A 20,399-nucleotide genomic window follows, 5' to 3' on the forward strand; every position below is an offset into this window, starting at 1 on the left:
GCCGCCCGAGGCCAGCCCGAACGCCGCCGTTGAAAGGTGCGCTTCAGACCCGGCCGAGGTCGCCCTGCCCGATTGTCCCGCTGGCCAGTTCCAGCATCCGGTCGAGGCTGCGCTTGGCCGCAAGGCGCAAAGGCTCCTCGATCTCAATCCGCGGCTCAAGGTCCCGCAAGCAGGTGTAGAGCTTTTCCATCGTGTTCAGCGCCATGTACGGGCAGATGTTGCAGTTGCAGTTCCCGTCCGCTCCCGGCGCGCCGATAAAGCGTTTTTGCGGCAGCGCCTTTTCCATCTGGTGGATGATGTGCGGCTCGGTCGCGACGATCAGCGTGTCGCCTTCGAAGGTCTTGGCGTACTGCAGGATCGCGCTGGTCGATCCGACGAGATCGGCGTGGTCGACGATGTGCGGCGGGCATTCCGGATGCGCGGCGATCGGCGCATCGGGGTACTGCTGCTTCAGCTTCAGCAGTTCGCGCTCCGAAAACGCCTCGTGCACGATGCACACGCCGGGCCACAGCAGCATGTCGCGGTTGAACTTCCGGTTGAGATAGCCGCCAAGGTGCCGGTCCGGGCCGAAGATGATCTTCTGGTCCTTCGGGATCTGCTGCAGGATCGTTTCGGCGGAAGAACTGGTGACGATCACGTCGGACAGCGCCTTCACTTCTGTCGAGCAGTTGATGTAGGTCAGCGCAATATGATCGGGGTGTGCTTCGCGGAAGGCCTTGAACTGGTCCGGCGGGCAGGAATCCTCCAGGCTACACCCGGCATCGAGATCGGGCAGGACCACGATCTTGTCGGGGGAGAGGATCTTGGCGGTTTCGGCCATGAACTTGACCCCGCAGAACGCGATCACGTCCGCGTCGGTTTCCGCAGCCTTGCGCGACAGCTCCAGGCTGTCCCCGACGAAGTCGGCAATGTCCTGAAGTTCGGGCCTCTGGTAATAGTGAGCCAGGATCACCGCATTACGCTCCTTGCGCAGGCGGTCGATCTCGGCACGCAGATCGGTGCCGGTGAGCGGGGCGAACTGGGTGGTCATGCGCGTTCCTATTCGTGCGGGCCTATTCGTGCGGGCTTACCGGACACGCCCGTTCGCGGGCGCACCGGTCCGTTCGGCCCCATATGGGGACAGTGCCCGTGCAACAACAGGGCGCTTGCCCCTATTGCTGCTTCTCGCCCTCAAAGCGCACGTTGACTTCCACTTCGCCGAAACCGGCAACCTGCAGCGGAATGGCAAGGTTCTGCCGGATCGCGTCCTTCGCGGCGGATCGGGCAAGACCGACCAGAACGGGGTTGGCCGCCTGCTGCACCGCCAGTTGCTCCGCCAGCTTGGTGTTGTCGCGCGTCAGCTTGTCCTGCGCTTCGCGGGTGATCCACGTTCCTTCGCGCAAGTACTGGGCGCGCGCCTCATCGAGATTGGGCTTGCTGATCCTCAAGGGAGGCAGCAGCACCCCCAGCGTGTTCGTTTCGGGGCTCCACGACAGCCGGTTGCGGTCCATCTGCGAAAGGTCGAGCGAATAGTCCACCCGCGCCGGGATTACCGCCACCTGCCGGGAATTGACGAGGCCGAGATAACGAGTGTCGCTGGACGAGACGACGGGTGCCAGCTGGGCGGAAAACACCGTCAGCCGGTTCTGCTTTTCGAACGTCACCAGGCTGGTAGCCAGCGGATCGCCGTTGTCCTCCGGCCCGAAGGCCTGCCAAGCGAGCCACGTGGCCAGCGCCAGCATCAGGATGAACAGCAGCCACGGCAAGGCCTGCACGCGGGCAAGCGGTTGGTCGCGGTGCGGGGGCTCGGCAACCCCGGGGGCGCGGGTTCCCTCTCGAGTCGGCTTCAGGTCCATGGCCGGCAAACGGCCGAGGCCGTCTCCCCGTTCCGGTGGCACGCCGTTCCGCGTTTACGCGATGATGTCGGGGGTGAGGTTGTCCTCGATCAGGTAGATCTGGTCCCTCAGGCGCAGCTTGCGCTTTTTCAGCCGCGCAATCTGCAGCTGGTCCTGCCCGTCGGCCGCGGTGAGCGCGTCGATTGCGGCGTCGAGATCGCGATGCTCGATCCTGAGGGCGGCGAGCCGCTTGCGCATCTCCTCCTCGTTCATCGAATTTCCGCTCCCGTATCCCTGACGCACGCCGTCCCCGGCTGCGTGCGTCCTGCCGCACCCCGGTTGCCCTCTAGGTCGATTGTGATCTGATAACAATCGGGCGCTGCGCTTCATCCCGAGTCGTCGGACGAGCGGCGCAGGCCAAAGGGGGCATCAATCCCTTACATAGGAGGAAAGCGAATGGAATCTCCACACGTCGCAGCTCTTCAGGCCAAGCATCAAGGGCTGGAACGCCGGATCCGGGAAGAGATGAACCGACCGGCACCCGATGTGGACACCCTTCAATCGCTTAAAAAGCAGAAGCTCAGGATCAAGGAAGCGATCACGCACACCTGAGTTGCTGAGGTCGCATTCGGATGGGCGGCGCCGACGCAGTGCGCCGCCCGTTCTCCTGCCCCCTTTTCGCGCTGTTTCGATTGATCGTACACGGGTGACGAGCGCAGGCTTTCAATTCCCATGATCGTATTCATGCGATAGGCACGGAGCCTATGACCGCTGTTGCCTCTGCCCGCTCCATCCTGACCCAGCTTCACGAATTGATGGCTTCGCGCATGCACGCGCAGGGCAAGCTCAACCAGGTGGTCGACATCATCGGCGAAGCGCTGTCGAGCGAGGTCTGCTCGATTTATCTGCTGCGTGAGGGAATGCTTGAGCTGTACGCCACGCGCGGCCTCAACCAGGATGCGGTCCACGTCACCCGGATGGCAATCAGCGAAGGGCTGACCGGCACGATCGCGCAGAACGTCGAAACGCTGAACCTTGCCGAGGCCGCTGCGCATCCAGAGTTCCAGTACCGCCCCGAAACAGGCGAGGAGAAGTTCCACTCCTTCGCCGGCGTGCCGATCGTCCGGCGCGAACGGGCAGTCGGCGTGCTTACCGTCCAGCATGTCGACCCGCGGCGGTATGACGAAGTGGAGATCGAGGCGCTGCAGACGGTCGCCATGGTCCTGGCCGAACTGATCCACAACGCCGGGCTGGTCGATGACGAGGGAGCCTCCGGCTTGTCGCCCGCTCACTCGGGGCAGGAGATTCTCCACGGGCTCACCCTTGTGAGTGGACTCGCATCCGGCAACGCGGTGTTCCACCAGCCGCGCGTCACGATCGAACACACTGTGGCGGAAGATACCGAGACGGAGCGGCAGCGCGTCTACCTTGCGTTCGACAAGATGCGTGAGCAGATCGACACGATGACCAACCAGGCCGAATTCGGCGTGGGCGGGGAGCACGAGGAAGTGCTCGAGACCTACAAGATGTTCGCCTACGACGAAGGCTGGTCCCGCCGGATCAACGAAGCGATCGATTCCGGGCTGACAGCTGAAGCGGCCATCGAGCGAGTCCAGCAGCGCACCCGGATGCGAATGCGCCAGATCGACGATCCGCTGCTGGCGGATCGGATGCATGACCTGGAAGACTTGTCGAACCGCCTGCTGCGGATCGTCTCCGGGCAGCTCGGCACCGCGGCCAGCACCGGCCTGCGCGGCGACACGATCCTGATCGCCAGGAACCTCGGCCCGGCCGAATTGCTGGAATACGACAAGCGGCGCCTGAAAGGCGTCGTGCTGGAGGAAGGGTCGCTCACTGCCCACGTGGTGATCGTCGCCCGGGCGATGGGCGTCCCGGTCGTGGGCCGGGTGCGCAACCTTCGGGGGCTGATCCGGGAAGGGGACCCGATGCTGCTCGACGGCAGCGCCGGGCAAGTCACCCTGCGTCCGCTGCCGGGCATGATCGATACGTTCGAGACGCGATTCGCCCGCAGCAAGCAACGCCAGGCGGCTTACGCCAAACTGCGCGACGTGGAGCCGTTCACCCGCGACGGGCAGCGGGTGCAGGTGATGATGAACGCAGGGCTCAGGGACGATATCCCGATGCTGAGCCTGACGGGCGCGGACGGCATCGGCTTGTTCCGCACCGAGTTCCAGTTCCTGGTCTCGGCGGCACTGCCGCAGCGCGAACGGCAGATGCGGCTTTACCGCGACGTGCTCGAGGCGGCCGGAAAGAAGCCGGTGATCTTCCGCACGGTGGACATCGGGGGCGACAAGTCGCTGCCGTACTTGCGCAGCGAAAGCTCGCGCGAGGACGAGAACCCCGCGATGGGCTGGCGCGCGCTGCGGCTCGCGCTGGAACGCGAAGGCCTGCTGAAGTCGCAGGCCCGCGCCCTGATCGAAGCTGCCGCGGGAAAGACGCTGAACGTCATGTTCCCGATGGTGTCCGAACCCTGGGAATTCGATGCCGCGCACGCGGTGTTCCAGGCGCAGCTTGCCTTCCTGAAGCGGCAGAAGCGCAGGCTGCCACAGGAAATCCGCTATGGCGTGATGCTGGAAGTGCCCTCGCTGGCAGAAATGCTCGATGTCCTGATGCCGAAGCTGTCGTTCATCTCGATCGGCACGAACGATCTTACCCAGTTCCTGTTCGCGGCCGACCGGGCCAATCCCAAGCTGGCGGAACGGTACGACTGGCTCAGCCCCTCGATCCTGCGCTTCATCCGCCGGGTGGTCGGCAGCACGACAGGTTACCCGGTGGACCTCGGCGTTTGCGGGGAAATGGGTGGACGCCGGCTGGAGGCGCTGGCCCTGATCGGGATCGGCTTGCGGCGGTTCTCGATCACCCCCGCGGCGGTCGGACCGATCAAGGAACTGGTCCGCAAGGTAGACACTGCGGAAATCGGCGCGGCCATGTCGGCCTGGCTCGCTGCCCCGCCGCCGGACCTGCGCGCCGCCCTGCAGCAGTGGGCCGAAGATCGCGATATCGAGGTGGAATAACACCTGCCCGCCAAGAGGTGCTTGACTTGTATGGCCCGCACCCCTTCTGTCGCACGGGGTCAAGCGCATCACATTACAGGACGAGATGGCAGAGGAAATCGCCGAGCATCGCGAGAACGCAACCGTTCACTCCGTCGGCGCGCAATTGCGCGCCGCGCGCGAGGAAAGGGAGCTGAGCCTCCCGGACGTTGCCGCCGAAACCCGCATTCCGCTGCGGCATCTGGAATCGATCGAGGCGGGGGACTTCGGCAGCTTGCCGGGGCGGACCTACGCGGTCGGTTTTTCCAAGACCTACGCGCAGGTGGTCGGGCTCGATCCGGAAGCGATTGCCGGGATGGTCCGGGCTGAGCTGAACTCGCAGCAGCCGACCCGGGTCTATCGCCCGTCGTATGAGCCGGGCGATCCTGCCCGCGTTCCTTCCGCCCGGATCGGCTGGATCGTCGCAATCCTGTTCCTGCTGCTGCTGGTGGCCGGGTTCTTCTTCTTCCGCCCGATGTTCGCCCCGGCCGCGCAGTTGCCGCCGATCGAGGAGGAAGTGCAGGAGCCGACTCCCGGTGCGCAGCCGCTTCCCGGTACCGTCGCAGCGGATCCGGCGCAGCCTGCAACCAGCGGACCGGTGGTGTTCACCGCGCTGGAAGACGGCGTCTGGGTCCGGTTCTATACCGCCGGTGGACAGCAGCTGCTGGAAAAGGAAATGGCGGAAGGGGAAACCTTTACCGTCCCGCAGGACGCGGACCAGCCGCGGGTGTGGACCGGCCGTCCCGACGCGCTGCGGATTACCGTCGGTGGGCGTGAACTGCCCAAGCTTTCCGAGGAGCAGAGGGTGATGCGCGACGTGCCGATCACGGCCGAGGCGCTGCTGGCCCGCGGCGGAGCAGCGCCATCGCCTCAGGCGTCGCCGGCAACCCAAACGTCGGCAGCGCCGCAAACGTCGCCGGCAACCTGATATTCGACAGACAGTCTGGGCCAACAGCCCCCGCCGTTCAGGCGCTGTTCCGGCCTGCCGGAGCATCCACGGCGTGATTCGGAAGGGAGAAATGGAAGCAATGGCAACCGGTTGGGCACGATCGCGGGCAATCCTCGCCAGCCTGGCGCTGGCGGGCACGGCGCTGACGGCATTGCCGGGAACGGCCGCGGCCCAGGAAGACGCGCGGCTGCGCAAGCTTGAGGCGGAAGTCCGCGCGCTGCAGCGCCAGGTCTTCCCCGGCGCCGACGGCAAGTACTTCACGCCGGAGATTACCCCGGCCACGCCAGCCCCGTCCCAGCCTGCGGGCACGCCGTCGACCAGCGCCGTGACCGATATTCTTTCCCGGCTGGACGCGGTTGAATCCCAGCTTTCCCGCCTGACTGCCGCAACCGAGATCAACGCGAACGCGATGGTCCGGCTGGAAGAGCGGATCGACGCGCTGGAAGCCCGGCCGGTGGCTCCCGCTTCCCCGGTGGAGCAGCCGAGCGGCGTGATCCCGGTTCCGGGCACCTCGGCCGCGCGCGGCGCCGCCACACCTCCTGCCGCCGCGCAGGCGCCCGCAAGACCGGCCGCGCCGAGCGCGGAGCGGCTGGCCCGGGTGCAGGCGATCGCCAAGCCGGACACGGGCGACGCCGGTGACGACGAATACACCTATGGCTTCCGCTTGTGGGAAGCCGGGCTGTTTCCGGAGGCGCAGCAGCAATTGAAGCTGTTCCTCGATCGTTATCCCAGCCACGCGCGCGCGACATTTGGCCGCAACCTGCTGGGCCGCGCCTATCTGGACGATGGCAAGCCGAAGGAAGCGGCGGTGTACTTCCTCCAGAACTATCAGGCCGACAAGCAGGCAGCGCGCGGACCGGACAGCCTGCTGTTTCTGGCCGAAACGATGATTGCGATGAACGACACCAGCCGCGCCTGCATCGCGCTGGCCGAATTCGGGGACACGTATCCGGGCCTCGCCACCGGACGCCTGCGGGACCAGTATGAGGCAAACCGCACGAAGGTCACCTGCACCCGCTGATCCGGCTGCCCGCTTTGCAAAGCGGCTGGCGCGGCTCTGGCCCGAAGGCGGGCGGATCGGACTTGCCGTTTCGGGCGGGGCAGACAGTCTCGCCCTGCTGCTGCTCGCCCAGAAGGCCATCCCCCACCGGTTCGCCGTCGCCACTGTCGACCACGGGCTGAGAGCGGAAGCGGCGGCGGAATGTGCTGGTGTCGCGCAAGTCTGCGCGGCGCGCGGGATCGCATGCGAGGTCCTGACCGTCACCGTCGCGCCCGGCAACGTTCAGGACCGCGCCCGGCACGCGCGCTACGCGGCGCTGTCCGACTGGCTGATCCGGCACGATCTTTGCGCACTCGCCACTGCTCACCACGCCGACGACCAGGCCGAAACGCTGCTGATGCGGCTCAATCGGGCAAGCGGGACCGGCGGTCTTGCGGGAGTGCGGGAGCGTGGGAGAGTGCCGGGAAGCGAAATCCCGCTGCTGCGGCCGCTGCTGGGCTTCCGCCGAACGGAGCTTGAGGCGATCGTCAGCGCGGCCGCGCTGGACCCGGTGCGCGATCCCAGCAACGCCGATGAGCGGTTTGACCGGGTGCAGATCCGTCAGGCACTTGCCGATGCCGACTGGCTCGACCCGGCGGCTCTTGCCCGAAGTGCGGCGCATCTTGCCGAGGCCGAGGACGCGCTGGACTGGGCTGCCGCGCGCGAGTGGGCAGAGAACGTCGCCTGCACCGAGGAGACCATCCGTTACCGTCCCGCCGCGCCGAACGCGATCGCGCTGCGAATCGCGGCGCGGGCGATGGCCCGGTTCGGCGCCACTCCGCGCGGAAGCGAACTCGCCCGGCTGGTCGAGCGCCTGCACGCGGGCGAAGGCGGGAATGTTGCCGGAGTGATGGTCCGGCCCGAAGGCGATGCATGGCTGTTTTGCCGCGAACCGGCGCGCCGGACCGGCTGATCGCCTGCCGACGTCACATCAGGGTGGCGAGATGCTCCCGCGAGAAAGCCGCCGCGGCGCCGAACAAGCCGGGCTGCGGATGGGCGATCAGCTTGACCGGAATGCCGGCCATCATCTGCTCATAGCGTCCCTTGTAGCGGAACCGGCTGGCGAAACCCGACTGAGGCAGGATCGCCTTCAGCCGCAAGCCGAGACCGCCTGCGAGCACTACGGCCGACGCGCCGTGGGCCAGCGCATAGTCCCCCGAGACGCTGCCGAGAGCGAGGCAGAACCGGTCGATTGCCGCCGAACATAGCGCGTCCTCATTGGCGAGGCCGCGTTCCCAGATCGTCCGGTCGTCCAGATCCTCGATCTTGCGGTGCTCCATCGAGGCGAGGGTGGCGTGGATGTCCACAATGCCGGGGCCGGAGACGATCCGTTCGGTCGAAACGCGGCGGTGCCGGGCGCGCAGCCGGGCAAGAATCGCGTCGTCGATGTGATCGACGGGCGCGAAATCGATGTGCCCGCCCTCGGTCGCCTGAACATGGTAGCTGCCCGGGAAGCGATGAAGATGGGCAACCCCCAGCCCGGTGCCTGGGCCGATCACGCTGACCGTGCCGGACGACGGCAGCGGCTTGTCCGGTCCGGTGATCGGTACGAACTGGTCCTCGTCCGCACGCGCCACTGCGTGGGCGACCGCGCCGAAATCGTTGATCACCGTAAAACGATCGACCCCGAGCTGCTCATCGATTTGCCCGGTGCGGATCACCCAGCTGTTGTTGGTCATGCGGATCGTCTCGCCGGTGACCGGCCCGGCGATGGCAATCGCGGCGGCGCGCGGCAGGGTACGGCCGGTGCGGCTTTCGAACTCCTCCCAGGCGGTCTGCAGGCTGACGAAGTCGCTCGTCTTGAGCGTGACGGGGTCGCCAAGGGCAATCGTGCCGTCTTCCGCCACCGAAGTCAGCGCGAAGCGGGCGTGGGTGCCTCCGATATCGAGCGCGACGAGTTCGGTCATAGTCCCGCCGCCGCCAGCATGGCCGATCCCCCGCGCTCCGCCTCATCGGCGTCTGCGCGGAACATGGCGAACAATTCGCGGGCCGTGCCCATCTGCGCCTCCGGCGCGGGGGCGGGATCGCGCAGCGCAAGATCGGCGGCGGTCGAGAGCACTCCCTCGTCGGCCGAAACCCGGATCAGGTCGCCATCGCGCAGGCGCGACAACGGGCCGCCTCCGTTGGCCTCGGGCGAACAGTGGATCGCCATCGGCACTTTCCCGCTCGCGCCCGACATGCGCCCGTCGGTGACCAACGCGACTTTCTGCCCCCGGTCCTGCATCACGCCGAGCACCGGAGTGAGCGTGTGCAATTCGGGCATTCCGTTCGCGCGCGGTCCCTGGAAGCGGACAACGATGACCACGTCCCCGTCCAGTTCGCCCGCGGTGAAAGCCTGGGCGACCGCGTGCTGGGATTCGAACACCCGTGCCGGAGCCTCGATCGTCCAGCGTTCCGGTTCGACCGCGCTGGTCTTGAAGCAGGCGCGGCCGAGATTGCCTTCGACCAGCCGCATCCCGCCGTCGGGCTGGAACGGGTCGGACGCCGTGCGCAGGACCGTTTCGTCCCCGCTCGTCCCGCATGCGCGCCAGGCAAGCTCGCCTTCATCCAGCCACGGTTCCTGCGCGAAGTCATCCAGGCTGTCTCCCCCTGCCGTCACGATATCGCGGTGGATCAGCCCGGCGTCGATCAGCTGCCGGGTCACGAAGCCGATCCCTCCTGCGTCCTGGAACTGGTTAACATCCGCCGTCCCGTTCGGATAGACCCGTGCAATCAACGGAGTCACGTGGCTCAGTTCCGCCATGTCGGTCCAGTCGATGCGAACGCCCGCGGCGCGCGCGAAGGCGGGGATATGGATCGCGTGGTTGGTCGATCCGCCGGTAGCCAGCAAGCCGACCGCCGCGTTGACGATCGCCTTTTCATCGACGCAGGCGGACAGCGGGCGGTAATCGTTGCCGTCCCGGGTGATCGCGGAAAGCCGGTGGACCGCGGCCCGGGTCAGCGCCTGGCGCAGCGGAGTTCCCGGCGGGATGAAGGCAGCGCCCGGGACGTGCAGCCCCATCAATTCCATCATCATCTGGTTGGAATTTGCCGTGCCGTAGAACGTGCAGGTACCGGACGTGTGGTAGCACTGGCTTTCCATCTCCAGCAGTTCCGCCCGGGTGGCTTTCCCTTGCGCGTAAAGCTGGCGGACCTTCTGCTTTTCCTTGTTGCCGAGGCCGGTCGGCATCGGGCCGCCGGGCACGAACAGCGCGGGGAGCCAGCCAAAGCGCAAGGCGCCCATCAGCAGGCCCGGCACGATCTTGTCGCAAATCCCCAGCAGGGCCACGGCATCGTACATCGCGTGGGACAAGCCGACAGCCGCCGACAGCGCGATCACGTCCCGGCTGAACAGCGACAATTCCATCCCCGCCTGTCCTTGCGTCACCCCGTCGCACATTGCGGGGGTCGCCCCGGCGACTTGCGCCGTCGCGCCAACTTCGCGCGCCCAGACCTTCATCTGCGGGGGAAAGGCGGCATAAGGCTGATGCGCGGAAATCGTGTCATTGTAAGCAGTGATGATCCCGATGTTCGGGCCCTGGCGCGTCGCGATCGAGGCCTTGTCCTCCCCCGCAGCGGCAAAGCCGTGGGCGAGGTTCGAACACGGCAGCGCGGTGTTCCGGTCGCGGTGCCGGTCCCCTTCTTCCGCCATCAGGGAGAGATAGGCCCGGCGGCTGTCGCGCGACCGTTCGATAATCCGGTCGGTCACGCGTTCTACTGTCGGGTGGATTCTAGTCATTCCAACTCACTCCGTCGCGGGCGACCAGCCGGGCCGCGCCTTCCGGGCCCCAGGTCCCCGCGTCATAGGGTTCGGGGGCCTGCCCCGCCTGCTGCCAGCTTGCCCGGATCGCGTCGATCCATTCCCACTGCGCTTCCACTTCATCGCGCCGGACGAACAGCGTCCGGTTGCCTTCGATCAGGTCGAGCAGCAGCCGTTCATAGGCGATCCGCTGCACCTGGCCGGTAAACGGATCGGGAATCGCAATTTCGAGCGGGACCCGGCGCAGCGAAATTCCGTCGCGATCAAGCCCGGGCACTTTGGCCATCAGCGACAGGGTGATGTTTTCTTCCGGCTGGATGCCGATCACCAGGCGGTTCGGCACCGTGTTGGCGCCGGTGAAGATCGAATGGGGAATGCAGCGGAACTGGACGACGATCTCGGTCACGCGTTCGGGCAGCCGCTTGCCGGTGCGCAAGTAGAACGGAACGCCCGCCCAGCGCCAGTTATCGACATGGGCCTTCAGCGCGACGAAGGTTTCGGTATCGCTGTCCTTGTCCAGTTCCTTGAGGAACCCGGACACAGGGTCTCCCGCCACCGTGCCCGCGCCGTACTGCCCTGTGGCGCTTTCCCCTCGGCCAATCGGGCGCAGCGCGCGCAGCACCTTTACCTTTTCATCGTGCACTGCCCCGGCATCGAAGCTGGTCGGCGGCTCCATCGCCACGAGCGACAGCAGCTGGAGCATGTGGTTCTGCACCATGTCGCGCAAGGCGCCGGTCTGGTCGTAGAAGTCCATCCGTTCATCGACCCCGACGGTCTCTGCCACGGTGATCTGGATATGCTCGATGTAGCGGGCGTTCCAGATCGGCTCGAACAGGATATTGGCGAACCGCAGCGCCAGCAGGTTCTGGACGGTTTCCTTGCCGAGGTAGTGGTCGATCCGGTAGATTCGCTCCTCCGGAAAGGCTGCCCCTACTGCGTCGTTGATTTCCCTGCTCGATTCCAGATCGACGCCGAGCGGCTTTTCCAGTCCGATCCGGACGTCGCCGTCGGTCAGCCCGGCACTTTGCAGGCCCTTGATCGTCGGGGGAAACAGGCTGGGCCCGGTGGAGAGGAAAATCGACAGGCTTTCCCGCTCGCCGATCTGCTCGGCCAGCTTGTCGTATCCCTCGATCGTGGTCGCGTCGATCGGCTGGTAGGACAAGCGGTTGAGGAAATCGGCCATCTGGCCGCGCCGGTGAGCCGGCAGGTATTTCTCGATCGCCGAGCGGGCGAAGTTGCGGAATTCCCCGTCGCTCATCGGAGCGCGCGCCGTGCCGAGGATTTGCAGGTTGGGGGGCAGCAGTTCTTCCACGTTCAGCGCGCAGAGCGAGGGCAGCAGCATGCGCTGGGCAAGGTCGCCGGTCGCACCGAACAGCAGGAGGCGGTCCGAGGTGAAGCTCATCGGCCGGGTACTCCGAAGAGGAGGGAAGGCAAGCGGCGGGGAGTGCGGGGGTCCATACGCGCGGTAACGCACCGGCGCGGGGCTTGTTTCGTTATTGCCCGAGGATATGCACCGCCACCCGGCGAGCGTGGCCGCGGCGGCGGTGCTCCACCAGGTAAATGCCTTGCCAGGTACCGAGCATCATTCGCCCGTTCTCGACCGGGATCGTCAGGCTGTTGCCGGTCAGCATCGCCTTGATGTGGGCGGGCATGTCGTCCGGCCCTTCGTCGTCATGCTCATAGCCATCGCCTTCCGGGGCGATCCCGTCCAGCCAGCGGAGCAAGTCGCGGCGCACTGCGGGGGCGGCGTTCTCGTTGATGGTGAGCGACGCGGAGGTGTGCTGGCAGAATACGGTGACGAGCCCGGTGCGGATGCCCGACCGGCTGAGCCAGCCGGCGACGTCATCGGTAATCTCGATGAAGCCGCGTCCGGGCGTCGAAAAGCTGAGAGTGGTAATTTCCTGGCGCATGGCCCGTTACGTATCGCCCGCCGCAGTCACGTGCAGCAGGTAATCGGCGAGCTGTTCGATTTCTTCCTCGGCCAGGATGCCGAGGAAGCCGGGCATATCGTTCCGGCCATGCGCCACCCGTTCGACGATCAGGGCCCGGGTCAGGTGCGGATTGCCGTCCAGCACCGGCCCTGCGCCCCCGGTCGATCCCGCGTCGCGCAAGGTGTGGCACTGCACGCAGCCCGTGTCGGTGAACAAGGCGCGCCCGCGTTCCGTGGCTTCGGCCGATGAATTCGTGGAAGCGTTGGCGTGCAGCTGCACCCCGAACGGAAGGAAAGCAGCGAGCGCCAGTATCGCCCCGGCAAGCGAGAGGCGGGAACGGGGAAAAGCGTGCCGAGTCATGCGATCCGCTGTTTCAATTCCTTCCCGCACGATCAATCGGCCTTGCCGGATGAAAGCACGCACGTGCCTGAGGTTTCCAGCACGTACTGCTCTCCCATCCGGTGGTCCGTCAGGTACGTCGTCGCGTGGTATTCACCGGTCGCGGGATCGATCCTGTGCGTCGTCTGGGATTCGGAGTCCCCGTTCATCGTCACCTCGCGCCGGGTCAGGTGCGGGCCGTCGGCTTGCAGGTCCGATGCCGGGTGGAAGGTCTTGCCGTCCTTGTCCACCGGCAGGTTCTGGCCAAGGCTGGTGTTGATCCGGCTTTCGGCCACGCAGCGGTAACCCTCTGCCTCGCCTGCAAGCGCAGGGACCGGCGCAAGGGCCAGGGCAAGAACGGCCAAAGACCGGGTCATGAGGTTTTTCTCAGGCATCCTGATCAGTCTAGCGTCCGCAAGCTTGCTGTCCCCTGAAACGCGCCGGATGACAGATACCTGCGCCATTGTATCCGCCGCTGCCGCCCCCATAAAGCTCGCACCATGCAGGAAGATCTCTTTGCCGCGCCCCTCGTTCCCGGCTTCCGGCTGGTCGAGGACGCGGTCACCCCATCCGAGGAAACCGGGATCGCCGTGCAGATCGATGCCGCGCCGCTGCAGCCGTTCCAGTTCGGCCAATGGGAAGGCAAGCGGCTGACGGCGAGTTATGGTTCGGCGTATGACTTCACGCGCCATGCGGTGGTGCCCGCGCCGCCGTTTCCGGGCTGGCTGGAGGATCTGCGCAGCCGACTCGCCGCGCTTGCCGGACTGGATGCGGGAGCGATCGCGCAGGCGCTGCTGATCCGCTACGATCCCGGCGCGGGGATCGGCTGGCACCGCGACCGGCCGCAGTACGAAGACGTGCTCGGCCTCTCGCTCAGCGCGCCGGCCACCTTGCGGCTGCGGCGGAGGACCGAAACCGGATTTCAGCGGCACAAGGTGTTCCTGCCGCAGCGGTCCCTTTACCGCCTGAGCGGAGAGGTACGCCGCGAGTGGGAGCATTCGATCCTGCCGATGGAGGTGACGCGCCGCTCGCTCACCTTGCGCACGATGCGAAGCTGACTGCGGCTTCAGGCCGAAGGGATCACGCCGAACAAGTCGTGCGCGTCGGAATCCTCGACCAGCGCCTCGACAATCGCGCCGGGCGCCAGCGTTTCCGGCACGTTGCGCAGGTAGACTTGCCCGTCGATCTCCGGCGCATCGGCCTGGCTGCGGCCGGTCGCGCCGATGTCGCCGTCCTCGTCCGGCTCCCCCACTTCGTCGATGATGACGGGCAGGGTGCGGCCGATCTTCTGGGCAAGCTTCTCGGCGCTGATCCGCTCCGTCACTTCCATCAGCCGGGCGTAGCGGTCTTCCTTCACTTCTTCCGGAACCGGATCGGGCAGGATGTTGGCCGTGGCCCCTTCCACCGGTTCGAACCGGAAGGCGCCGACGCGGTCCAGTCGCGCTTCCTCCACCCAGTCGAGCAGGTAGCGGAAGTCGTCTTCGGTCTCCCCGGGGAAGCCGACGACGAAGCTCGACCGGATGGCGATGTCGGGGCAAATGGTGCGCCAGCTTTTCAGCCGCTCCAGCACCTTCGCCTCATTCGCCGGACGCTTCATCGCCCGCAAGACCTTGGGGCTGGCGTGCTGGAAGGGAATGTCGAGATACGGGGTCAGCAGCCCTTCGGCCATCAGCGGGATCACCGCGTCGACATGCGGATAGGGATAGACGTAGTGCAACCGGACCCACGGCGGTGCGCCTTCGCTCGTGCGCAGGTGGCCGAGTTCACGCGCAAGATCGATCATGTGTGCGCGGACCGGATGGCTCTTCCACATCCGCTCCTCATGCCGGGTGTCGACGCCATAGGCCGAGGTATCCTGGCTGATGACCAGCAGTTCCTTGGTGCCGGCCTCAACCAGCTTTTCCGCTTCGCGCAGCACCGCGTCGATCCGCCGGCTGGCGAGCTTCCCGCGTAGCTGCGGGATAATGCAGAAGGCGCAGGAGTGATTGCAGCCTTCGGAAATCTTCAGATAGCTGTAGTGACGCGGCGTCAGCTTGACGTCCATCTGCGGGACCAGATCGATGAACGGCCCCTGGCTCGGCGGTGCAGCCTCATGCACTGCGCCGACCACGTCTTCGTACTGGTGGGCGCCCGTGATCGCGAGCACCTGGGGGAATTTTGCCCGGATCGTCTCCGCTTCCTCGCCCATGCAGCCGGTGACGATTACCCGGCCATTCTCCGCAATCGCTTCTCCGATCGCGGCGAGGCTTTCCTCCTTCGCGGAATCGAGAAACCCGCAGGTGTTGACCAGCACCACGTCGGCCCCGGCGTAGTCGGGGCTCATCGCGTAACCGTCGGAACGGAGGCGCGTGAGGATGCGCTCGGAATCGACCAGAGCCTTCGGACAGCCGAGGCTGACCATGCCGACCTTCTTCTGGTCGGGAATACGAGTATCTTGATTGCGGGTGGCCATTGCCAGCGCCCCTAGCTACGACGAAACCGGGAGTCACGCAGGTTTCGTGCGGCGCGACGCTGCGCAGATGGTGAGAACATGGGCAATATCAACCTTCTGGCGGTGTTTCTGGCGACCGCCGCCTTCTTTATTCTCGGTCTGGTCTGGTACGGGCCCCTGTTCGGCGGTGCGCGGAATCGCGCCGTGCGGGGAAGGGAGCGCCTGCTGCACCGCCGCGCTACCCCGGTTACCTGGGCGCTCGTGTTCCTGTTCGAACTGGTGATCTGCTGGATGCTGGGCCACTTGTTTGCCCGCATCCACCCGAGTCCGAACGCCATCCTGATGATCTCTGGCGGTTTCGGCGCGACGATCATGGCCCCTGCAGTGGGGATCGCCACGGTGCTTCACGGGAAGCCGGGCCGCCTGCTGGCGATCGACGCCGGCTACTTCACGGTCGGCATGCTGCTTGCCGGGACCGTGTTCCTGCTGATGGGCTAGCGCTTCCGGGAACGCGGGCGATTTGAGGGCCCGTGTTCCTCACCCTCGGTGGGCAGGATCTCCACGATCATGTCGCCTTCCTCCAGCAGTCCGGCTTCCCAGAAGCCCAGCGCCCGCCCGTCGCGGTACACCCGCAGGCCTTTGCCGCCGGTGACCAGGCTGTCCAGCGTCCGCCCCGCTTCCTCACGCAGGACCTGCCGCTCGATCAGCTGCACCCGGCCCGTGACGGAGGCGAGATCGGCCATGTATTCCGAGATGTGCGCCCCTTGCGCGCTTCCGGCGAGCAGCAGGCCGGTAAAGCGCACCGGATTGATGACGTTGTTGGCACCCGCCTGCCGGGCAAGCACCTCGTTGTCCGCGGCGCGCACCACCACGCTGATCGGAACGTCGGGCGCGAGATGGCGCACCGTCAGCACGATCAGGATCGAGGAATCGTCCCGGCCCGCCGAGACGAGCACCGTCTTCGCCGTTGCAATCCGCACCGCCACCAGATCCTCGTCGCGCGTGGCGTCCCCCTCCATCACGTTGCAGCCCAGGGCCTCGGCGAAGCTGAGCCGTTCGCTGCTTCTTTCCATCACGACGATGCACGAGGGATCGGTCCCGCGGGCAATCAGTTCGCGAACCGCTTCGGAGCCGGAAATTCCAAACCCGAGCACGACCACGTGGTCGGTCAGCTGGTCCTGAATGCGGGCCATGCGCCATTTCTCCCATGTACGCCGGATAACGAAAGTATAGGCCGTGCCGATGAAGATGAAGATCACCGCCAGGCGGATCGGAGTGACGATGACCGCCTCGACCAGCCGGGCGCGGTCGCTGACCGGTGCGATATCGCCGAAACCGGTCGTGGTGATGGAGATCATCGTGAAGTAGACGACGTCCAGGAAGCTGACATGCCCATCGACGTTGTCGACCAGGCCCTCCCGGTCGAAGTAGTGGACCATCACCACCAGGAAGATCAGGCCGACTGCGGCGAACAAGCGGATCGCGACGTCGGCCCAGACCGGCACTTTTACGGCACGGCGCAGCGGCGTGGCGCGCTGCGCAGGCGGGACCGGCTTAACGGCCGAAGAGCGGTTGCCGCGCGCCATGGTCAGCTTTCCCTCATCCGGAAAACCGTTCCGCCACCGCATCGAGCGACGCATAATGCGTCAGGTCGACGTGCAGCGGAGTGACCGAAATGTACCCGTCGGACACCGCTTCCAGATCCGTACCGTGATCCAGGGTGTGCTCGATATCGTGCAGGCCGAACCAGTAGTACGGCCGCCCGCGCGGATCGGTGCCTTCGACCAGGGATCCGCGCCCGTAATCGTGAAATCCCTGCCGCACCACGCGCACGCCCTTCACCGCTTCGGCCGCAAGCGGCGGGAAGTTGACGTTGATCACCGTGCGCGGGGCCATCGGAACGTCGGCCAGCGGGCGGATCACCTTCGCGGCCCAGCCCAAGGCAGCGGCAAAGCCGAGACCGCTGTCGCGCATCGCCTGGCTCAGCGCGATGGCTGGGATGCCTGCCAGTGCGCCTTCCATCGCGGCGGAAATCGTACCTGAATACGTCACGTCGTCGCCCAGGTTCTCACCGTTGTTGATCCCTGAGATCACAAGGTCAGGCGGCCGGTCGAACAGCTTGCGTAAGGCAAGGTTGACGGCATCGGTCGGGGTGCCGGTGACGGAAAAGCGCCGTTCCGAATGCTGGCGCAGGCGAACCGGCAAGTGCAGGGTCAGCGAATGGCCCGCGCCGGAATTCTCCTCCGCCGGGGCGCAGACCCAGACGTCGTCGGACAGCTGCGCGGCGATCTGCTCCAGCAATTCGAAGCCGGGAGCGTGGATGCCATCGTCGTTGGTCAGCAGGATGCGCATCAGCGGGCAGGCTCCAGCACGGTCAATCCGCCGGTGTACGGATGCAGCGCAGGCGGCACCGTCACCGATCCGTCCTCCTGCTGTCCGTTCTCCAGCACTGCCACCAGCGTGCGCCCGACGGCGAGGCCGGAGCCGTTGAGGGTGTGGACGAACTCGGTCTTCTTGGCGCCTTCCGGGCGGTAGCGGGCGTTCATCCGCCGGCCCTGGTAATCGCCGCACCAGCTGATCGAGCTGATTTCGCGGTAGGCGCCTTGCCCCGGCAGCCAGACTTCGAGGTCGAAGGTCTTCTTCGCCGTCGCGCCCATGTCCCCGGCGCACAGCAGCATCCGGCGGAAGGGAAGGTCGAGCGCGTGCAGCACCGCTTCGGCGGACGCGAGCATGTGCTCGTGCTCCGCCTGCCAGTCCTCGGCCCGGCAGACGCTGACCAGCTCCACCTTTTCGAACTGATGCTGACGGATGTAGCCGCGCGTGTCGCGCCCCGCGGCTCCGGCTTCGGACCGGAAGCACGGGGTCAGCGCCGTCAGGCGGATCGGTCTGGACAAGTCGTCGACGATCTGGTCGCGCACCGAGTTGGTCAGGGACACTTCGGCGGTCGGGATCAGCCAGCGCCCGTCGGTGGTGCGGAACAAGTCGTCGGCGAACTTGGGCAGCTGCCCGGTGCCGAACACCGCCTCATCGCGCACCAGCAGCGGCGGGGCGCATTCCGCAAACCCGTTCGCGCCCGTCTGAAGGTCCAGCATGAACTGCCCGAGTGCACGCTGCAGCCGCGCCATCTGGCCGCGCAGGAACGTGAACCGCGCGCCCGACATCGCCGCCCCGGTTTCGAAATCGAGCCCGAGTGCGGGGCCGAGATCGGCATGCTCCTTCGGTTCGAAAGGAAACTCCCGCGGCGTGCCCCAGCGGAATTGTTCGACGTTGCCGCTTTCATCGCTGCCTTCGGGCACGTCTTCGGCCGGGATGTTGGGCAGGACGGCCAGTGCGGCCTCAAGCTCCTCCCCCAGTGCCTTTTCCTGCTCCTCAAGCGCAGGGAGGGTCTGCTTCAGCGCGGCGACTTCGGCCTTCAGTGCCTCGGCGGTCGCGCTGTCGCCCTTGCCCATGGCGGCCCCGATGGCTTTCGAAGCCTCGTTCCGGCGGCTTTGCGCCTCCTGCATCTGCCGGGTGAGCGCGCGGCGCCGCTCATCGAGGTCGAGCAGGGACGCGGACACGGGGTCCAGGCCGCGCCGGGCAAGGCCGGCATCGAAAGCTTCCGGATGGTCACGGATGAAGCGCAAGTCGTGCATGGACGGGCTATGCCTGCACGCTCCGGGGGTTGTCCAGTCGGCAGAAACAGGCCAGCAGGGAACCGAACCGCCCGATCGGGGTAAATGAGCTGGAGCGGCCCCCCGGCTGCGAACAAAAACATAAGGCTAGCTGGGCGCCACACTTGCCGAACAGAACCCTCCGGCCGCCGAAGCGGACTCCCTTCATCGACATTCTCGACACCGGTATTCGCGCCGGGCGGCGCGTCGGCCTGGCCGACCCCCCGCTGTTCGACAAGCAGGGATTCCTGGATCGCGCGCGTGCGGCCACCGGGCTGGACGACTTCGGCGATCCCTGGTTCGAACGCCCGATGGCCATGCTGCTGAAGACGCTCCAGCGGGAGGCGCGGCTGAATGCGGTCGGCGAATGGGCCGCCAAGCTGCAGACCCACAAGGTGCTGTGCGACCGGCTCTGGGCCCAGCAGTGGTTCGATCGTCATCCGGAAATCCTCGCCCGTCCGATTCCGCGCCCGATCGTGATTGTCGGGCCGATGCGATCGGGCACGACGCGGCTGCACCGCCTGCTGTCGTCCGATCACCGGCTGACGCACATGCGCAGCTTCGAAACGATCAGTCCGGTTCCCAAGCCCGATTTCACTTTCGGCGGCCCGGACACACGCCCGCGGCTGGCCAGCCGGATCATGCGCGTCGCCCGGCTTGCCAATCCGCGCACGCTGACGATCCATCCCACCGGGCCGATGGAGCCGGAGGAGGAACTCGGGCTGCTGGTGAATTCGTTCTGGGGAATGAAGAACGAGGCGCAGTGGTGGGTGCCGTCCTATGGCCGCTGGTGCGAACGGCAGGACGCGCGGCCCGCCTATCGCCAGCTGGCCCGCCTGCTCAAGCTGGTCGGCTGGTCTCAGCAGGCCTCCAGCCTCAAGCCGTGGATCCTGAAGACGCCGCAGCACATGCTGGACTTGCCCGCCTTGCTCGACGTGTTTCCCGATGCACGGCTGATCTTTACCCACCGTGATCCGCTGTCGGTGGTCGGCAGCACGGCCTCGCTCGCCTGGAACCAGACGATCATCTACTCCGACGAGGTAAACCCCCATGAGATCGGGCGGGAATGGCTGCGCAAGGTCCGCAAGCAGACGGAGCGGATGCACGCCGGCCGCGCCAGGCTTCCCGCAAGCCGGATGATCGACATCCACTATGAGGACATGGACCGGGACTGGCCGGGCACGATGCGGCGGATCTACGAATTCCTTGATCTTGAGATCGAACCCGCGCTGCCGGCGATGGAGCACTATGTCAGCCGCGCCCGCGCGCTGAAGCGCCGCCCGCACCAATACAGCCTCGAGCAATTCGGCCTTACGCCGGACCGCGTGCTCGACCAGCTGGAGGACTATGTGAAGACGTACGGCGTCGCGGTGGAGGATCGCCGGGCGGCCCTGAGCTAGAGCGGCTTTCGCTCT

The 20,399-nt window shown here is 66.3% G+C and carries 22 protein-coding genes; 8 read left to right on the plus strand and 14 right to left on the minus strand.

The genetic code is table 11. The features are described 5' to 3' along the window. Nucleotides 1–43: 43 nt before the first annotated feature. The 3 genes from nadA to ELY13_RS05905 form a co-directional block, all read right to left on the minus strand. On the minus strand, nucleotides 44–1,030 hold the full coding sequence (nadA, locus tag ELY13_RS05895) for a quinolinate synthase NadA (protein WP_126172966.1): 987 nt from the start codon (nucleotides 1,028–1,030) through the stop codon (nucleotides 44–46). Nucleotides 1,031–1,151: 121 nt separating this feature from the next. Then, a complete protein-coding gene (locus tag ELY13_RS05900; RefSeq protein WP_126172967.1) occupies nucleotides 1,152–1,835 on the minus strand; it encodes a DUF4230 domain-containing protein in 684 nt (227 codons plus the stop codon). A gap of 54 nt (nucleotides 1,836–1,889) precedes the next feature. Next, nucleotides 1,890–2,087 carry a YdcH family protein gene (locus tag ELY13_RS05905; protein WP_126172968.1) on the minus strand — a complete coding sequence of 66 codons (198 nt, stop codon included), beginning with the start codon at nucleotides 2,085–2,087 and terminating at the stop codon, nucleotides 1,890–1,892. A 183-nt stretch (nucleotides 2,088–2,270) separates the two neighbouring features. Between ELY13_RS05905 and ELY13_RS05910 the strand changes: the two genes are divergently transcribed. Continuing rightward, entirely contained in the window at nucleotides 2,271–2,426 is a 156-nt protein-coding gene (locus ELY13_RS05910) for a YdcH family protein (protein ID WP_126172969.1), read from the plus strand. Here the strand turns inward: ELY13_RS05910 and ELY13_RS14965 are convergent. Then, nucleotides 2,372–2,560 (minus strand): hypothetical protein, encoded by a 189-nt coding sequence (locus tag ELY13_RS14965; protein WP_164549703.1) that lies wholly within the window; start codon nucleotides 2,558–2,560, stop codon nucleotides 2,372–2,374. The two genes, ELY13_RS05910 and ELY13_RS14965, sit on opposite strands and share 55 nt — an antisense overlap. 18 nt (nucleotides 2,561–2,578) lie before the next feature. Between ELY13_RS14965 and ptsP the strand changes: the two genes are divergently transcribed. The 4 genes from ptsP to tilS all read left to right on the plus strand — a co-directional run bounded on the left by ptsP (nucleotide 2,579) and on the right by tilS (nucleotide 7,768). Next, the gene (ptsP, locus tag ELY13_RS05915) at nucleotides 2,579–4,849 is read left to right on the plus strand and encodes a phosphoenolpyruvate--protein phosphotransferase (RefSeq protein ID WP_126172970.1); all 2,271 of its coding nucleotides are present in this window, start codon (nucleotides 2,579–2,581) and stop codon (nucleotides 4,847–4,849) included. Between the two features lie 85 nt (nucleotides 4,850–4,934). Then, a complete protein-coding gene (locus ELY13_RS05920; protein WP_126172971.1) occupies nucleotides 4,935–5,795 on the plus strand; it encodes a helix-turn-helix domain-containing protein in 861 nt (286 codons plus the stop codon). A 100-nt stretch (nucleotides 5,796–5,895) separates the two neighbouring features. Then, nucleotides 5,896–6,837 (plus strand): tetratricopeptide repeat protein, encoded by a 942-nt coding sequence (locus ELY13_RS05925; RefSeq protein WP_126172972.1) that lies wholly within the window; start codon nucleotides 5,896–5,898, stop codon nucleotides 6,835–6,837. Continuing rightward, nucleotides 6,800–7,768 carry a tRNA lysidine(34) synthetase TilS gene (gene tilS, locus ELY13_RS05930; protein WP_126172973.1) on the plus strand — a complete coding sequence of 323 codons (969 nt, stop codon included), beginning with the start codon at nucleotides 6,800–6,802 and terminating at the stop codon, nucleotides 7,766–7,768. Before ELY13_RS05925 ends, tilS begins: the two co-directional genes overlap by 38 nt. Before the next feature lie 13 nt (nucleotides 7,769–7,781). On the opposite strand, the gene glk is transcribed toward tilS, so the two are convergent. The 6 genes from glk to ELY13_RS05960 form a co-directional block, all read right to left on the minus strand. Further along, nucleotides 7,782–8,762 (minus strand): glucokinase, encoded by a 981-nt coding sequence (gene glk / locus ELY13_RS05935; protein WP_126172974.1) that lies wholly within the window; start codon nucleotides 8,760–8,762, stop codon nucleotides 7,782–7,784. After that, nucleotides 8,759–10,573 (minus strand): phosphogluconate dehydratase, encoded by a 1,815-nt coding sequence (gene edd, locus ELY13_RS05940; protein WP_126172975.1) that lies wholly within the window; start codon nucleotides 10,571–10,573, stop codon nucleotides 8,759–8,761. The genes glk and edd overlap by 4 nt, the downstream gene beginning before the upstream one ends. Continuing rightward, nucleotides 10,566–11,996 carry a glucose-6-phosphate dehydrogenase gene (gene zwf, locus ELY13_RS05945; protein WP_126172976.1) on the minus strand — a complete coding sequence of 477 codons (1,431 nt, stop codon included), beginning with the start codon at nucleotides 11,994–11,996 and terminating at the stop codon, nucleotides 10,566–10,568. Before zwf ends, edd begins: the two co-directional genes overlap by 8 nt. Nucleotides 11,997–12,087: 91 nt before the next feature. Next, nucleotides 12,088–12,504 (minus strand): secondary thiamine-phosphate synthase enzyme YjbQ, encoded by a 417-nt coding sequence (locus ELY13_RS05950; protein WP_126172977.1) that lies wholly within the window; start codon nucleotides 12,502–12,504, stop codon nucleotides 12,088–12,090. Nucleotides 12,505–12,510: 6 nt separating this feature from the next. Beyond that, entirely contained in the window at nucleotides 12,511–12,885 is a 375-nt protein-coding gene (locus ELY13_RS05955; RefSeq protein WP_126172978.1) for a c-type cytochrome, read from the minus strand. A 32-nt stretch (nucleotides 12,886–12,917) separates the two neighbouring features. Then, on the minus strand, nucleotides 12,918–13,280 hold the full coding sequence (locus ELY13_RS05960) for a hypothetical protein (protein ID WP_126172979.1): 363 nt from the start codon (nucleotides 13,278–13,280) through the stop codon (nucleotides 12,918–12,920). A 123-nt stretch (nucleotides 13,281–13,403) separates the two neighbouring features. Here ELY13_RS05960 and ELY13_RS05965 point away from each other — a divergent pair, with 123 nt between their 5' ends. Then, nucleotides 13,404–13,961, plus strand: coding sequence for an alpha-ketoglutarate-dependent dioxygenase AlkB (locus ELY13_RS05965; RefSeq protein WP_126172980.1), 558 nt, complete (start codon nucleotides 13,404–13,406; stop codon nucleotides 13,959–13,961). 8 nt (nucleotides 13,962–13,969) lie between these two features. Here ELY13_RS05965 and rimO read toward each other — a convergent pair whose 3' ends face one another. After that, a complete protein-coding gene (gene rimO, locus ELY13_RS05970) occupies nucleotides 13,970–15,355 on the minus strand; it encodes a 30S ribosomal protein S12 methylthiotransferase RimO (RefSeq protein WP_126172981.1) in 1,386 nt (461 codons plus the stop codon). Between the two features lie 78 nt (nucleotides 15,356–15,433). Between rimO and ELY13_RS05975 the strand changes: the two genes are divergently transcribed. Further along, entirely contained in the window at nucleotides 15,434–15,832 is a 399-nt protein-coding gene (locus tag ELY13_RS05975; protein ID WP_126172982.1) for a DUF1761 domain-containing protein, read from the plus strand. On the opposite strand, the gene ELY13_RS05980 is transcribed toward ELY13_RS05975, so the two are convergent. The 3 genes from ELY13_RS05980 to serS are packed head-to-tail and all read right to left on the minus strand — an operon-like array spanning nucleotide 15,829 to nucleotide 18,966. Beyond that, a complete protein-coding gene (locus ELY13_RS05980) occupies nucleotides 15,829–16,920 on the minus strand; it encodes a potassium channel family protein (protein WP_126173181.1) in 1,092 nt (363 codons plus the stop codon). The genes ELY13_RS05975 and ELY13_RS05980 overlap by 4 nt on opposite strands. A 13-nt stretch (nucleotides 16,921–16,933) precedes the next feature. Further along, on the minus strand, nucleotides 16,934–17,686 hold the full coding sequence (gene surE, locus ELY13_RS05985; RefSeq protein ID WP_126172983.1) for a 5'/3'-nucleotidase SurE: 753 nt from the start codon (nucleotides 17,684–17,686) through the stop codon (nucleotides 16,934–16,936). Further along, a complete protein-coding gene (serS, locus tag ELY13_RS05990) occupies nucleotides 17,686–18,966 on the minus strand; it encodes a serine--tRNA ligase (protein WP_126172984.1) in 1,281 nt (426 codons plus the stop codon). The genes surE and serS overlap by 1 nt, the downstream gene beginning before the upstream one ends. 143 nt (nucleotides 18,967–19,109) lie before the next feature. Between serS and ELY13_RS05995 the strand changes: the two genes are divergently transcribed. Continuing rightward, nucleotides 19,110–20,384 carry a sulfotransferase family protein gene (locus ELY13_RS05995; RefSeq protein ID WP_241233565.1) on the plus strand — a complete coding sequence of 425 codons (1,275 nt, stop codon included), beginning with the start codon at nucleotides 19,110–19,112 and terminating at the stop codon, nucleotides 20,382–20,384. Nucleotides 20,385–20,399: the final 15 nt, after the last annotated feature.

The organism is Altericroceibacterium xinjiangense (genome assembly GCF_003958635.1).
Taxonomy (GTDB): Bacteria; Pseudomonadota; Alphaproteobacteria; order Sphingomonadales; family Sphingomonadaceae; genus Altericroceibacterium_A; species Altericroceibacterium_A xinjiangense.

Bases quoted from the DNA above. Each gene is read 5' to 3' on its own strand.
- nadA (WP_126172966.1), bottom strand. From the start codon at position 1,030: ATGACCACCCAGTTCGCCCCGCTCACCGGCACCGATCTGCGTGCCGAG.
- ELY13_RS05900 (WP_126172967.1), bottom strand. From the start codon at position 1,835: ATGGACCTGAAGCCGACTCGAGAGGGAACCCGCGCCCCCGGGGTTGCC.
- ELY13_RS05905 (WP_126172968.1), bottom strand. From the start codon at position 2,087: ATGAACGAGGAGGAGATGCGCAAGCGGCTCGCCGCCCTCAGGATCGAG.
- ELY13_RS05910 (WP_126172969.1), top strand. From the start codon at position 2,271: ATGGAATCTCCACACGTCGCAGCTCTTCAGGCCAAGCATCAAGGGCTG.
- ELY13_RS14965 (WP_164549703.1), bottom strand. From the start codon at position 2,560: ATGAATACGATCATGGGAATTGAAAGCCTGCGCTCGTCACCCGTGTAC.
- ptsP (WP_126172970.1), top strand. From the start codon at position 2,579: ATGACCGCTGTTGCCTCTGCCCGCTCCATCCTGACCCAGCTTCACGAA.
- ELY13_RS05920 (WP_126172971.1), top strand. From the start codon at position 4,935: ATGGCAGAGGAAATCGCCGAGCATCGCGAGAACGCAACCGTTCACTCC.
- ELY13_RS05925 (WP_126172972.1), top strand. From the start codon at position 5,896: ATGGCAACCGGTTGGGCACGATCGCGGGCAATCCTCGCCAGCCTGGCG.
- tilS (WP_126172973.1), top strand. From the start codon at position 6,800: ATGAGGCAAACCGCACGAAGGTCACCTGCACCCGCTGATCCGGCTGCC.
- glk (WP_126172974.1), bottom strand. From the start codon at position 8,762: ATGACCGAACTCGTCGCGCTCGATATCGGAGGCACCCACGCCCGCTTC.
- edd (WP_126172975.1), bottom strand. From the start codon at position 10,573: ATGACTAGAATCCACCCGACAGTAGAACGCGTGACCGACCGGATTATC.
- zwf (WP_126172976.1), bottom strand. From the start codon at position 11,996: ATGAGCTTCACCTCGGACCGCCTCCTGCTGTTCGGTGCGACCGGCGAC.
- ELY13_RS05950 (WP_126172977.1), bottom strand. From the start codon at position 12,504: ATGCGCCAGGAAATTACCACTCTCAGCTTTTCGACGCCCGGACGCGGC.
- ELY13_RS05955 (WP_126172978.1), bottom strand. From the start codon at position 12,885: ATGACTCGGCACGCTTTTCCCCGTTCCCGCCTCTCGCTTGCCGGGGCG.
- ELY13_RS05960 (WP_126172979.1), bottom strand. From the start codon at position 13,280: ATGACCCGGTCTTTGGCCGTTCTTGCCCTGGCCCTTGCGCCGGTCCCT.
- ELY13_RS05965 (WP_126172980.1), top strand. From the start codon at position 13,404: ATGCAGGAAGATCTCTTTGCCGCGCCCCTCGTTCCCGGCTTCCGGCTG.
- rimO (WP_126172981.1), bottom strand. From the start codon at position 15,355: ATGGCCACCCGCAATCAAGATACTCGTATTCCCGACCAGAAGAAGGTC.
- ELY13_RS05975 (WP_126172982.1), top strand. From the start codon at position 15,434: ATGGGCAATATCAACCTTCTGGCGGTGTTTCTGGCGACCGCCGCCTTC.
- ELY13_RS05980 (WP_126173181.1), bottom strand. From the start codon at position 16,920: ATGGCGCGCGGCAACCGCTCTTCGGCCGTTAAGCCGGTCCCGCCTGCG.
- surE (WP_126172983.1), bottom strand. From the start codon at position 17,686: ATGCGCATCCTGCTGACCAACGACGATGGCATCCACGCTCCCGGCTTC.
- serS (WP_126172984.1), bottom strand. From the start codon at position 18,966: ATGCACGACTTGCGCTTCATCCGTGACCATCCGGAAGCTTTCGATGCC.